At 59.8% G+C, this 11,720-nt stretch carries 12 protein-coding genes; 9 read left to right on the top strand and 3 right to left on the bottom strand.

Features of this window, described 5'->3' with window-relative positions; all coding sequences use genetic code 11:
- Positions 1-14 precede the first annotated feature (14 nt).
- Complete coding sequence (locus ACIOWE_RS06275; protein WP_401388682.1) at positions 15-461, bottom strand: thioredoxin family protein; 447 nt, start codon at positions 459-461, stop codon at positions 15-17.
- Positions 462-802: 341 nt separating this feature from the next.
- On the opposite strand from ACIOWE_RS06275, the gene ACIOWE_RS06270 reads away from it, so the two are divergent.
- The 8 genes from ACIOWE_RS06270 to ACIOWE_RS06235 all read left to right on the top strand — a co-directional run bounded on the left by ACIOWE_RS06270 (position 803) and on the right by ACIOWE_RS06235 (position 7,485).
- Positions 803-1,651, top strand: a complete 849-nt coding sequence (locus ACIOWE_RS06270; RefSeq protein WP_166225486.1) for a transporter substrate-binding domain-containing protein — start codon at positions 803-805, stop codon at positions 1,649-1,651.
- A gap of 50 nt (positions 1,652-1,701) precedes the next feature.
- The gene (locus tag ACIOWE_RS06265) at positions 1,702-2,364 is read left to right on the top strand and encodes an amino acid ABC transporter permease (RefSeq protein ID WP_059405928.1); all 663 of its coding nucleotides are present in this window, start codon (positions 1,702-1,704) and stop codon (positions 2,362-2,364) included.
- A gap of 9 nt (positions 2,365-2,373) precedes the next feature.
- Positions 2,374-3,036 carry an amino acid ABC transporter permease gene (locus tag ACIOWE_RS06260; RefSeq protein ID WP_201238421.1) on the top strand — a complete coding sequence of 221 codons (663 nt, stop codon included), beginning with the start codon at positions 2,374-2,376 and terminating at the stop codon, positions 3,034-3,036.
- Complete coding sequence (locus tag ACIOWE_RS06255) at positions 3,033-3,830, top strand: amino acid ABC transporter ATP-binding protein (RefSeq protein ID WP_401388678.1); 798 nt, start codon at positions 3,033-3,035, stop codon at positions 3,828-3,830. Before ACIOWE_RS06260 ends, ACIOWE_RS06255 begins: the two co-directional genes overlap by 4 nt.
- A 30-nt stretch (positions 3,831-3,860) precedes the next feature.
- Positions 3,861-4,250, top strand: coding sequence for a RidA family protein (locus tag ACIOWE_RS06250; protein WP_401388675.1), 390 nt, complete (start codon positions 3,861-3,863; stop codon positions 4,248-4,250).
- Positions 4,251-4,398: 148 nt separating this feature from the next.
- Positions 4,399-5,163 carry an IclR family transcriptional regulator gene (locus tag ACIOWE_RS06245; RefSeq protein ID WP_401388672.1) on the top strand — a complete coding sequence of 255 codons (765 nt, stop codon included), beginning with the start codon at positions 4,399-4,401 and terminating at the stop codon, positions 5,161-5,163.
- 43 nt (positions 5,164-5,206) lie between these two features.
- Positions 5,207-6,421, top strand: coding sequence for an amino acid deaminase (locus tag ACIOWE_RS06240; protein WP_401388669.1), 1,215 nt, complete (start codon positions 5,207-5,209; stop codon positions 6,419-6,421).
- 131 nt (positions 6,422-6,552) lie between these two features.
- On the top strand, positions 6,553-7,485 hold the full coding sequence (locus ACIOWE_RS06235; RefSeq protein WP_401388666.1) for a sugar kinase: 933 nt from the start codon (positions 6,553-6,555) through the stop codon (positions 7,483-7,485).
- A gap of 113 nt (positions 7,486-7,598) precedes the next feature.
- Here ACIOWE_RS06235 and ACIOWE_RS06230 read toward each other — a convergent pair whose 3' ends face one another.
- Together ACIOWE_RS06230 and ACIOWE_RS06225 are read right to left on the bottom strand one after the other, a co-directional pair.
- Positions 7,599-7,874 (bottom strand): peptidylprolyl isomerase, encoded by a 276-nt coding sequence (locus tag ACIOWE_RS06230; RefSeq protein WP_025112520.1) that lies wholly within the window; start codon positions 7,872-7,874, stop codon positions 7,599-7,601.
- 51 nt (positions 7,875-7,925) lie between these two features.
- Positions 7,926-10,463: a PAS domain-containing protein gene (locus ACIOWE_RS06225; protein ID WP_401388663.1), complete on the bottom strand. Its 2,538-nt coding sequence runs from the start codon at positions 10,461-10,463 to the stop codon at positions 7,926-7,928.
- Positions 10,464-10,591: 128 nt separating this feature from the next.
- On the opposite strand from ACIOWE_RS06225, the gene ACIOWE_RS06220 reads away from it, so the two are divergent.
- On the top strand, positions 10,592-11,701 hold the full coding sequence (locus tag ACIOWE_RS06220) for a PilT/PilU family type 4a pilus ATPase (protein ID WP_401388660.1): 1,110 nt from the start codon (positions 10,592-10,594) through the stop codon (positions 11,699-11,701).
- Positions 11,702-11,720 lie beyond the last annotated feature (19 nt).

Below are 11,720 nucleotides of genomic sequence, written 5' to 3'. Positions count from 1 at the left end.
GCCTGCGGCAGCTCCTACAGGGGATTAGGGACTTGGCAAAGTTGTCGGCGCCCGCGGGGGACGGTGCAGAGGTTGCGCATTGTGCAACGAAGCCAGTCCAGGTCATGTTGCTGCTTTCGCCGCACCGTCGGTGCCTTGGTCCTGCCAATATGCGTGGCGAAGTCCGCCGCCAGTGTTTCCTCGTCGCCAATCCCTTTGAGCTTTTTCACCAGCCTGCCGTTCTTGTAGAACAGCACGGTCGGCGTGCCCGTCACCTGTGGGTGGCGTGGCGATTCGCTGGTGTTGAGCATGTAGATATTGGCGCGATGCCGATACGGCTCGGCGATCTGCCGGAAAACCGGCCCGGCCCATTCACAGGCGGGGCAGTGTTCGTTGGCAAAGTAGAGGATCACCGGGCGCCAGGTTTTCAGGGCTTTGCGGTAGGTGGGCGCCAATTCGGAGAGAGGTGCATTCACGCTCATGGAAATCTCCCTTTTCAGATCCGGCTGCGAATGTACCCAAGTTAAGCGAGTCTGAGTTGCGCGCCTACTGTCAGAGTTGACAGGTGCACTGTGCGTTGTTTTGTGTCAGTTGCTCCGAAATGTGGCGCGAATACCCGGCGTGTGTAGCCAACGGTAGCGGGGTCTCTTGCTAAAAGCCGTAACAACGTAATTGATCCTTTTTTTCATCTCCTTGAATCCAAAAACATTTCTCCTCACTGCAGATTCCACCCGAAACCTGTGGCACACTTTCTGCTGTCTATTCCGTAGTAACAAACCGTGTTCCGGTATAGCGGAATAAACACCATCCTGGAGTGCTTGCCATGCATCGCCGTCCTTCGTTGTTCAAAGCGTGTGTTTTTGTTCTTGCAGCTTCTTCCACTGTCATGGGCCTGGCCCAGGCCGCCGACAGCAAGCTAGACAGTGTTCTGGCCCGTGGGAAGTTGATCGTGGGCACCGGCAGCACCAATGCGCCGTGGCACTTTCAGGGCGCGGACGGCAAGTTGCAGGGTTTTGATATCGATATCGCCAGGATGGTCGCCAAGGGTCTGTTCAATGACCCGAGCAAAGTCGAGTTCGTGGTGCAGTCGTCTGATGCGCGAATTCCCAACCTGCTCACCGACAAGGTCGACATGAGCTGTCAGTTCATCACCGTCACCGCCAGCCGTGCCCAGCAAGTCGCGTTCACCTTGCCGTACTACCGCGAAGGTGTCGGTCTGCTGCTGCCGAATAACAGCAAGTACAAGGAAATCGAAGACCTGCAGGCCGGCGGCGACAGCGTCACTGTGGCGGTGCTGCAAAACGTCTATGCCGAAGAACTGGTGCATCAGGCATTGCCCAAGGCCAAGGTTGATCAGTACGACAGCGTCGACCTGATGTATCAGGCCGTTAACTCCGGCCGCGCCGATGCCGCCGCCACTGACCAGTCGTCGGTCAAATACCTGATGGTGCAGAACCCGGGCCGTTATCGCAGCCCGACTTACGCCTGGAGCCCGCAGACCTACGCCTGCGCGGTCAAACGCGGCGATCAGGACTGGTTGAACTTCGTCAACACCACGTTGCATGAAGCGATGACCGGTGTGGAGTTCCCGACCTACGCCGCCTCCTTCAAGCAATGGTTCGGTGTTGATCTGCCGTCTCCAGCCATCGGTTTCCCAGTCGAATTCAAATGATCCCGTGAGAGTGGGGCGATCCAGTCGCCCCGCTCAAGGTACTGCTGACCATGAACTATCAGTTGAACTTTGCCGCCGTGTGGCGCGATTTCGACACCTTGTTGGCGGGGCTCGGTTTGGGCCTTGAACTGGCGCTGGTGTCGATCGCCATCGGCTGCGTGATCGGCCTGCTGATGGCGTTTGCCTTGCTCTCGAAGCATCGCGCCTTGCGGGTGCTGGCCTCGGTGTATGTGACGGTGATCCGTAACACGCCGATTCTGGTGTTGATTCTGTTGATCTACTTCGCGTTACCGAGCCTGGGGATCCGGCTGGACAAGATCCCGTCGTTCATCATCACCCTGTCGCTGTATGCGGGGGCGTACCTGACCGAAGTGTTCCGTGGCGGCTTGCTCAGCATCCCCAAGGGACAGCGCGAAGCCGGGTTGGCCATCGGCCTCGGTGAATGGCAGGTCAAGGCCTACGTCACGGTGCCGGTGATGCTGCGCAACGTGTTGCCGGCGTTGTCGAACAACTTCATTTCGCTGTTCAAGGACACCTCGCTGGCCGCCGCGATTGCGGTGCCGGAGCTGACCTATTACGCGCGCAAGATCAATGTGGAGAGCTACCGGGTGATCGAAACCTGGCTGGTGACCACGGCGCTCTATGTTGCGGCCTGTTACCTCATTGCCATGCTGCTGCGTTACCTCGAGCAGCGTCTGGCGATCCGCCGATAGGAGGCTGCGATGTACCAATCACCTAGTTGGTTGCATGAGTTGTGGGTGGCGCGGGAAACCCTGCTGCAAGGGTTTTTGACCAGTGTGCAGGTGTCGGCGCTGGCGATTCTGTTTGGCACGCTGCTCGGTGTCGTCACCGGTCTGGTGCTGACTTACGGCAGATTCTGGATGCGCGCACCGTTTCGCTTTTACGTCGACCTGATTCGCGGCACCCCGGTGTTTGTGCTGGTGCTGGCCTGCTTCTATATGGCCCCGGCGCTGGGTTGGCAGATCAGCGCGTTTCAGGCCGGCGCCCTGGGCCTGACCTTGTTCTGCGGCTCGCACGTTGCGGAAATCGTCCGTGGTGCGCTGCAAGCGTTGCCCCGTGGGCAGATGGAAGCGGGCAAAGCCATCGGCCTGACGTTTTACCAATCACTCGGCTATGTGCTGTTGCCGCAGGCGTTGCGGCAGATCCTGCCAACGTGGGTCAACTCGTCCACCGAAATCGTCAAGGCCTCGACCTTGCTCTCGGTAATCGGCGTCGCCGAATTGCTCCTCAGTACCCAACAGATCATCGCTCGAACTTTCATGACGCTCGAGTTTTACCTGTTCGCCGGATTTCTGTTTTTCGTCATCAACTACGGCATCGAGTTACTCGGCCGGCACATTGAAAAGCGGGTGGCCTTGCCATGACTGAAGCTCAAGTTTCCAACCTTCCAAACGGCCAGCCACTGCTCGACATCCGTGGCCTGCACAAACAGTACGGCGCGGTCGAAGTGCTCAAGGGTGTCGACCTCAGCATGCAGCGCGGCAACGTGGTGACGCTGATCGGTTCCAGTGGCTCCGGCAAGACCACGCTGCTGCGCTGCGTGAACATGCTTGAAGAGTTTCAGGGCGGGCAGATCCTGCTCGACGGCGAGTCCATCGGCTACGACGAGGTCAACGGTAAACGCGTACGCCATGGCGAAAAAGTCATCGCCCGGCATCGTGCGATGACCGGCATGGCGTTTCAGCAATTCAACCTGTTCCCGCATTTGACGGCGTTGCAGAACGTCACTTTGGGTCTGCTCAAAGTGAAGAAGATGCACAAGGACGAAGCCGTGGTACTGGCCGAGAAATGGCTGGAGCGGGTCGGCCTGCTGGAACGCCGCAATCACTTTCCCGGTCAGTTGTCCGGCGGTCAGCAACAGCGCGTGGCGATTGCCCGGGCGATTGCGATGAACCCGAGCCTGATGCTGTTCGACGAAGTCACCTCGGCCCTCGACCCGGAACTGGTCGGCGAAGTGCTCAACGTGATCAAGGGGCTCGCCGAAGACGGCATGACCATGCTGCTGGTGACCCACGAAATGCGTTTTGCCTTCGAGGTTTCGGACAAGATCGTTTTCATGAATCAGGGGCGCATCGAAGAGCAGGGACCTCCCAAGGAACTGTTCGAACGCCCGCAATCGCCGCGGCTGGCTGAGTTTCTCAAGAGCACGCGGTTTTAATCTTTGGTTTTGTAATCAGGAGAAGTACCCATGAGCATTACTCGTTACGGCACCGGCAGCACCGCCGCCGGTGGCCAGCCTCGCCCATTCGCCCGCGCCGTTGAAGCCGATGGCTGGCTGCACGTGTCCGGCCAGGTGCCGGCGCTGGACGGCGAGATCATTGTTGGCGGCATCGTCGAGCAGACTCACCAGACCATGAAGAACCTGATCGCGATTCTCAAAGAGGCCGGTTATGGCCTGGAGGACGTCGTTCGTGCTGGAGTGTGGCTGGACGATCCGCGTGATTTCAGCAGTTTCAACAAGGTTTTCGGTGAGTACTTCAAACCCGAACACGCCCCGGCGCGGGCGTGTGTGCAGGCGACCATGATGGTCGATTGCAAGGTCGAGATCGATTGCATCGCGTACAAGAAAAAGGCCTGAAATCTGTGCTGGCTTCTTCGCGAGCAGGCTCGCTCCCACATTTGAAATGCAACTCTCTGTGGGAGCGAGCCTGCTCGCGAAAGCGGCCTACCAACCGACTCAATACTCTCGGTAAACTCCCGGCGACTTTGAATGGGAACCCAATGACATGACCGAAGACACCATCAAACGCCGGGCCCGCGGTCTGGACCGGGCGTTCGATATCCTCGATTTCCTCAAGGAGATCGGCCAGCCGCTGCGCCCCAACGATATCGCCAACGGCATTGGCAGCCCGAAATCCACGGTCTACGAACTGGTCGCTTCCTTGCTGGAGCGGCGGATTCTGGAGCCGGTGGGCAAGGACGGTCATGTCTATCTCGGCCGTCAGTTGTATTTCCTCGGGCAGGCGCATTTGCGTCATTTCGACCTCAGTCGTGAGGCCGATCACGCCCTGCAGGAGATCGTCAGCCAGACTCACGAAACTGCGCAGATGTGCCTGCTCAACGGGCGCAAATACACGGTGGCGTTGATGAAGGAGGGCGAGCGGCATTTCCGCATTTCTTCCGACATCGGCGAAAACGCACCGATCCCGTGGACCGCTTCCGGTCGCCTGCTGCTGGCGCATTTGAGCGATCAACAGATCATCGACCTGATCGACGAAGACGACTACATCCTGCCCGACGGCGAGCGCCTGCCGCTGGAACGTTTTCTGGCGGAAATCCGTCAGGCCGGCATCGATGGATTTTTCTCCTTCGACAGCGTCGCCGACACCTTCACCCATTGCTTCGCCGCCCCGGTCAAAGACCCATACGGCGTGGCCATTTGCACCCTGTGCATCGTCGCCCCACGGGCCGATGCGAAGAACAATTACAACGACTATCGCCGGGTACTGATCGAGAGCGCCAACAGCCTCGCCCGGCGAATCAACGAATAATCGCGGCTGCGTGCGGCCGCGAATGAATGCGAGGAGTTTGACCATGACGACTGCCATCAATACTGCTGTGGAAAAGGGCGATGCCGCCATCGGCGCGCACCTGGTGCGTGACGTCAGCCTGCCGGCGCTGGTGCTGCACCGCGAGGCGCTGGAGCACAACATTCGCTGGATGCAGAAGTTTGTCAGCGACAGCGGCGCCGAACTCGCGCCCCACGGCAAAACCAGCATGACCCCGGCGCTGTTCAAGCGTCAGCTCGACGCGGGCGCGTGGGGCATCACCCTCGCCAGCGCCACGCAAACCCGTGCCGCTTACGCCCACGGTGTGCGGCGGGTGCTGATGGCCAACCAATTGGTCGGCACCCCGAACATGGCGCTGATTGCCGATCTGCTCGCTGATCCTTCGTTTGATTTTTATTGCATGGTCGATCACCCGGACAACGTCGCGGATCTCGGCACCTACTTCGCCTCGCGCGGCGTGAAGCTCAACGTGATGATCGAGTACGGCGTGGTCGGCGGCCGCTGCGGTTGCCGCAGCGAGCAGGAAGTCATCGAACTGGCCAAGGCGATCAACGCGCAACCGGCGCTGGCGCTGACCGGTATCGAAGGTTACGAAGGCGTGATTCATGGCGATCACGCGGTCAGCGGCATCCGCGAATTTGCCGCGTCACTGGTGCGTCTGGCCGTGCAGTTGCAGGACAGCGGCGCTTTCGCCATCGCCAAACCGATCATCACTGCGTCGGGTTCGGCTTGGTACGACCTGATTGCCGAATCGTTCGAAGCGCAGAACGCCGGTGGCCGCTTCCTCAGCGTGTTGCGTCCGGGCAGTTACGTCGCGCACGACCACGGCATCTACAAAGAGGCGCAATGCTGCGTGCTCGACCGTCGCAGCGACCTGCACGAAGGCCTGCGTCCGGCACTGGAAGTCTGGGCGCACGTGCAATCGCTGCCGGAGCCGGGCTTTGCGGTGATTGCCCTGGGCAAACGTGATGTCGCCTTCGATGCCGGTCTGCCGGTGCCGTTGCTGCGTTACGAGGCTGGAGTGGTGCCGGCGGTTGGCGACGATGTCGGTGCGTGCAAAGTGACAGCGGTGATGGACCAGCATGCGTTCATGACCGTAGCGCCGGGCGTTGAACTGCGCGTGGGTGACATCATTTCGTTCGGCACTTCGCACCCGTGCCTGACCTTTGACAAGTGGCGTGTGGGATTGCTGGTGGATGAGCAGTTGTCGGTGATCGAGAGCATGGAGACTTGTTTCTAAGTCTCGAAACCGAGGCGCGGCTATTCGCGAGCAGGCTCGCTCCCACAGAGATACTTATTCCATATGTGGGAGCGAGCCTGCTCGCGAAAGCGCCCGTCCAGACACCAGCGATCAACCAGAGACACCACAACATGACCACCCTAAGCCCCTTGGGCCCGAACACCCCGCGCATCGCCCTGATCGGCGAATGCATGATCGAACTCCAGCAGCGTGCCGAGGGCAGCCTGCAGCAAAGCTTCGGCGGCGACACCCTTAACACCGCCGTTTACCTGTCCCGCGCCTTGGGCGACAAGGCTCAGGTCGACTACGTCACGGCGCTCGGCGATGACAGCTTCAGCGACGCCATGTGCGCCAGTTGGGCCAACGAAGGCATTGGCCTGCAAAGGGTGCAACGCCTGCCCGGGCGTCTGCCCGGCCTGTATTGCATTCAGACTGACGCCAACGGCGAACGCCGCTTTCTCTATTGGCGCAACGAAGCCGCCGTGCGTGATTGCTTCACCACGCCGGCCGCCGAGCCGATTCTGGCTGCGTTGCCGGATTATGACGTGCTGTATTTCAGCGGCATCACCCTGGCGGTTCTCGGTGCGCAGGGTCGCGACCGATTGATCCAGACCCTGATCGAAGCCCGCCAGCGCGATGCGCGGATCGTCTTCGACAACAACTACCGGCCCCGTTTGTGGGCTTCACCGGAAGAGGCACGGGCGGCGTATCGCAGCGTTCTTCCGCACATCGACCTGGCGTTGTTGACGGTGGACGACGAGCAGGCCCTGTTCGGTTTTGCCGATTGCGATGCGGTGTTCGAGGCTTACGCGATGATCGGCACGCCGGAAGTGGTGCTCAAGCGCGGCGCCGAGGCGTGCCTGATTCGTTGTGATGGCGAAGCGTTTGAAGTGCCGGCGCAAAAGGTCGAAAAAGTGGTCGACACCACGGCGGCGGGGGATTCGTTCAGTGCGGCGTATCTGGCCAGTCGTTTGATGGGGAGCAGTCCGGCCGAGGCGGCCGAGGCCGGACATATGCTGGCCAGCAAGGTGATTCAAGTGCCGGGGGCGTTGATTCCGAAATAGGCTTTGTATGGCCGCCTGCTGCGCAATCGATTCGCGAGCAGGCTCGCCCCACATTGGAATACGTTCTCCTGTGGGAGCGAGCCTGCTCGCGAAGGGGCCCGAAAGCCATCCTCTCAATCCCGGTAAAACACCTGCACCAGGTGATAACCGAACTTGCTCTTGATCGGCCCATGCACCGTGCGCAACGGCTTCTTGAAAATCACCGCGTCGATTGCGCCAACCATCTGCCCCGGCCGCACTTCACCCAGATCACCGCCGCGTTTGCCGGACGGGCAGGTCGAATATTTCTTCGCCAGCACATCAAACGCTTCGCCCTTGGCAATGCGTTGTTTGAGCTGTTCGGCCTCTTCGGCGGTTTTCACCAGAATGTGGCGGGCTTGGGCTTTCATCTTGCGGTACCTGATAACGGGGTGACGGCGGGGCGCGGATTATGCCTCAACTCAAGGCGTTTGGCTGAGCATCGTGCGGATCTTGCTGGCCAGCAGCTCAATCGAAAACGGTTTGGCCACCATGTCCATGCCGTCCTCGAGGAAACCCTGACGCTCGGCGGCGTTCTGCGCATATCCGGTCATGAACAACACTTTGAGGGTCGGACGGCGCTGGCGGGCGATCTCTGCCAGTTGCCGGCCATTCATGCCCGGCAGGCCCACGTCGGTGACCAGCAGATCCACACGCAAATCGGACTCCAGCAGCGGCAGGGCGGTCTTGGCGTCTTCCGCTTCATGCGCCTGATAACCCAGACCTGTCAGCAGATCGATGACCAGCATGCGCACCGCCGGATCGTCCTCGACCACCACCACGGTTTCACCCGTTGCAGTCGGCGACGTCTGCTCAATGGCTACAACAGTCGGGCTTTGCGCTTCGATGCCATACAAACGCGGCAAGTACAGGCGCACGCACGTGCCCTGGCCCGGCAAACTGTCGAGGCCGACATGGCCGCCGGATTGCTGGGCAAAACCGTAAATCATCGACAGCCCGAGGCCCGTGCCCTGACCAATGGGTTTGGTGGTGAAAAACGGATCGAAGGCCTTGGAGCGTACCGAAGGCGTCATGCCGGTGCCGTTGTCGCTGACCGCCAACATCAGGTAGTCGCCGGCGTTGACCGGCTCCAGCGTCGAAAGGTCGCTGCCATCGAGATAGACGTTGGCGGTCTCGATCAGCAGTTCACCGCCCTCGGGCATGGCGTCGCGGGCGTTGATCACCAGATTGAGCAGGGCGTTTTCCAGTTGGCTGACGTCGGTGCTGACTGGCCAGACGTTTTCGGCCAGGCGCAAGGTGAGTTCGATCGGATCGCCTTTGGTGCGACGGATCAGATCCTCCAGCGAATGGATCAGCTCATTGACGTTCAAGGTCTTGCGATCCAGCGACTGGCGCCGCGAAAACGCCAGTAACCGGTGGGTGAGGGCCGCTGCACGGTTGGCCGAGGACACCGCTGCGTCAGTGAAGCGGCCGATCTCGTCCGCTCGGCCGTCGGCGATATATCGCTGCATCAGGTCGAGGCTGCCGATGATCCCGGTGAGCATGTTGTTGAAGTCATGGGCGATGCCGCCGGTGAGCTGGCCGACCGCTTCCATCTTCTGCGCATGGCGCAAGGCATCTTCGGCGCGCTCACGCTCGAACATCTCGTTCTGCAAACGCTGATTGGCCTGCGCCAATTGATCGGTTCGGGCGCTGACTCGCTCCTCAAGGGTTTCATTGAGATTGCGCAGCGCTTCTTCGGTCTTTTTACGTTCGGTTTCGTCGATCACGAAAATGTAGAAACCGTTGACCGCTCCATCAGGCCCGTGACGCGGCAAGTAGTTCATCAGCGCATGCCGGGCGCTACCGTCGCGGTGATTGGTGTATAGGCTGAACGAGCAAGGGCGGCCGGCCAGCGCTTCGGCGATATACGGAGCGCGCAGAAAATACGCTTCTTCGCCGATCACTTCACGAATCGTGCGGCCATACAACTCCTGCGGGGTCAGCCCGTACCAGTCGAGATACGCCGCGTTGTTCAGGCGAAACCGTTCTTCGTGGTCGACGTAGCTGATCAGGATCGGCATGGCGTTGATGATCAACTGCAACTCAGTCTGGCTTTGGCGCAACGCCTGTTCGGTCTGTTTGCGCTCGGTCAGATCCAGTGCTGCGCCGAGGAAGCGCACCGGGCGGCCATGGTGATCCTTGTAGCAGCGCCCGCGGGCAAACACCCAACGCTGCTCGCCTCCGGGCAGCAACAAGCGGTATTCCTCGGCGTATTCGGTGCCGTGGGTGATGCAATGTTTGATGCTGCGGGCGACCAGCGCGCGGTCTTCGGGGTGCACGCCGTGCAGGTAATCACTGATGGGCAATTGTCCGGCGCGCAGCGGGTCAATGCCGTGCAACTGGGCGAAATGCGCATCGGCGATGAAGCGATCTTCGCCGATGTCCCAGTCCCAGGTGCCGACCGCATCGGTCGCGGCAAGCGCCAGTTGCAGGCGCTCTTCGGTTTCGCGCTGGGCCTTGAGGCTGTCATCGGAGCGTTGTTGCAGTTCCAGCGCGATACGCCGACGCTCGTTGGTTTCGATGGCGGTGACCAGAATCCCGGCCACTTGCGCGTTTTCATCGCGAATCGGGCTGTAAGTCAGATCAAGCCAGAAATCCGAATCCTTGCCTTCACGCTGCAGGGTGAAACGCCGTTCACTGTAGGTGCGCACCTGGCCTTTTAGGACGGCGCTGTAAATCGGGTCAGTGAAGTCTCGAAGTTCTGGCCATATCTGGTGTGCAGGTTGTCCGAAAGCGTGTGGATGCTTGCTCCCGGCGAGCAGGGCAAAGCCGTTGTTGTAGATCTGCGTCAGCTCCGCGCCCCACAGCAGCAACATCGGCATCGGCGAGTGAATCACGATGTCCACGGCGGTTCGCAAGCTCTGCGGCCAGGTGCCGGCCGCGCCCAACGGGGTACGATTCCAGTCGGTACGGGCGATCAGAGCCTGGGCATCGTCAGTGGTGGGTACAGCGTTCATTGCATCAATCCTGAGCGTCAGTCGGTGAGGCGGCGTCTACTATCCTAGTTCGGTAGACGCTGTTTGGCCCCTTGCGTCACTGCGCGGGCCTTATCTGTTCATTACACGCTTCGCGGGTGTTTTTTGTCATGGAAATCGACGTACTGCTTAAACAACTGGCGAGCCGTCATGGTTCGGATCTGTTTCTGTCCACGGGCGCGCCACCCAGCGCACGGTTCGATGGTGTGCTGACGCCATTGAGTGAGCAACCCTTCAAGCCCGGCGAGGTGGCGACTGTCGCTACCTCCCTGATGGACGCCGAGCAGCGTCGGGAGTTCGACCGGGATCTGGAAATGAACCTGGCGATCTCGCGTGCGGGGATTGGCCGCTTCCGGGTCAACATTTTTAAACAGCGTAATGATGTGTCGATTGTGATCCGAAACGTCAAACTCGACATCCCGCGTTTCGAAGACCTGAAACTGCCGCCAGTTTTACTTGAAACCGTGATGCTCAAACAGGGTTTGATCCTGTTTGTCGGTGCCACCGATTCGGGCAAATCGACCTCGCTGGCGGCATTGATCGACCACCGCAACCGCCATAGTAGCGGGCACATCGTCACCATCGAAGACCCGATCGAGTACATCCACCGGCATCAGCGCTCAATCATCAATCAGCGTGAAGTCGGCGTCGACACCCGCAGCTTTCACGCCGCATTGAAAAACACCCTGCGCCAGGCGCCGGACGTGGTGCTGATCGGCGAAATTCGCGACCGCGAAACCATGGAGCATGCGCTGGCGTTTGCCGAGACCGGGCATCTGGTGCTTTCAACGTTACACGCCAATAACGCCCATCAGGCGCTGGATCGAATGATCAACATGTTCCCGGAAGAGCGGCGGCCGCAGTTGTTGCAAGCGCTGGGTAATAATTTGAAAGCATGTATCTCGCAGAGACTTGTGCAGACGGTTGATGGGAAACGAAGGGCTGCCGTGGAGGTGTTGTTGGGTACGCCGACCGTCGTCGATCTGATACGACGGTCTGAGTTCGAAGAGCTTAAACCGATAATGGAAAAATCCCCGCTGCTGGAAATGCAGACATTTGATGCAACCTTGTTCGCATTGGTGATGGAGGGTGTAATTACTGAAGATGAAGCGTTGAAAAATGCCGATTCGGTGAATAATCTGAAGTTGCGTCTGAAGTTGGTTGGCGATAGTAAGGGTGCCCAGGATTCATCGGTGGGAGAGTGGGGGTTGATGGATTGATTGGGTGTTTTGGTTGGTT

It is taken from the genome of Pseudomonas sp. NPDC087598, from assembly GCF_044743525.1.
GTDB lineage: Bacteria > Pseudomonadota > Gammaproteobacteria > Pseudomonadales > Pseudomonadaceae > Aquipseudomonas.
Note: the sequence above shows the minus strand (reverse complement) of the source record. Positions and strands in the feature narration are given on the sequence as shown.

Coding starts and splice junctions, on each gene's coding strand:
- ACIOWE_RS06270 (WP_166225486.1), top strand. CDS start 803: ATGCATCGCCGTCCTTCGTTGTTCAAAGCGTGTGTTTTTGTTCTTGCA.
- ACIOWE_RS06245 (WP_401388672.1), top strand. CDS start 4,399: ATGACCGAAGACACCATCAAACGCCGGGCCCGCGGTCTGGACCGGGCG.
- ACIOWE_RS06220 (WP_401388660.1), top strand. CDS start 10,592: ATGGAAATCGACGTACTGCTTAAACAACTGGCGAGCCGTCATGGTTCG.
- ACIOWE_RS06250 (WP_401388675.1), top strand. CDS start 3,861: ATGAGCATTACTCGTTACGGCACCGGCAGCACCGCCGCCGGTGGCCAG.
- ACIOWE_RS06230 (WP_025112520.1), bottom strand. CDS start 7,874: ATGAAAGCCCAAGCCCGCCACATTCTGGTGAAAACCGCCGAAGAGGCC.
- ACIOWE_RS06265 (WP_059405928.1), top strand. CDS start 1,702: ATGAACTATCAGTTGAACTTTGCCGCCGTGTGGCGCGATTTCGACACC.
- ACIOWE_RS06255 (WP_401388678.1), top strand. CDS start 3,033: ATGACTGAAGCTCAAGTTTCCAACCTTCCAAACGGCCAGCCACTGCTC.
- ACIOWE_RS06260 (WP_201238421.1), top strand. CDS start 2,374: ATGTACCAATCACCTAGTTGGTTGCATGAGTTGTGGGTGGCGCGGGAA.
- ACIOWE_RS06235 (WP_401388666.1), top strand. CDS start 6,553: ATGACCACCCTAAGCCCCTTGGGCCCGAACACCCCGCGCATCGCCCTG.
- ACIOWE_RS06225 (WP_401388663.1), bottom strand. CDS start 10,463: ATGAACGCTGTACCCACCACTGACGATGCCCAGGCTCTGATCGCCCGT.
- ACIOWE_RS06275 (WP_401388682.1), bottom strand. CDS start 461: ATGAGCGTGAATGCACCTCTCTCCGAATTGGCGCCCACCTACCGCAAA.
- ACIOWE_RS06240 (WP_401388669.1), top strand. CDS start 5,207: ATGACGACTGCCATCAATACTGCTGTGGAAAAGGGCGATGCCGCCATC.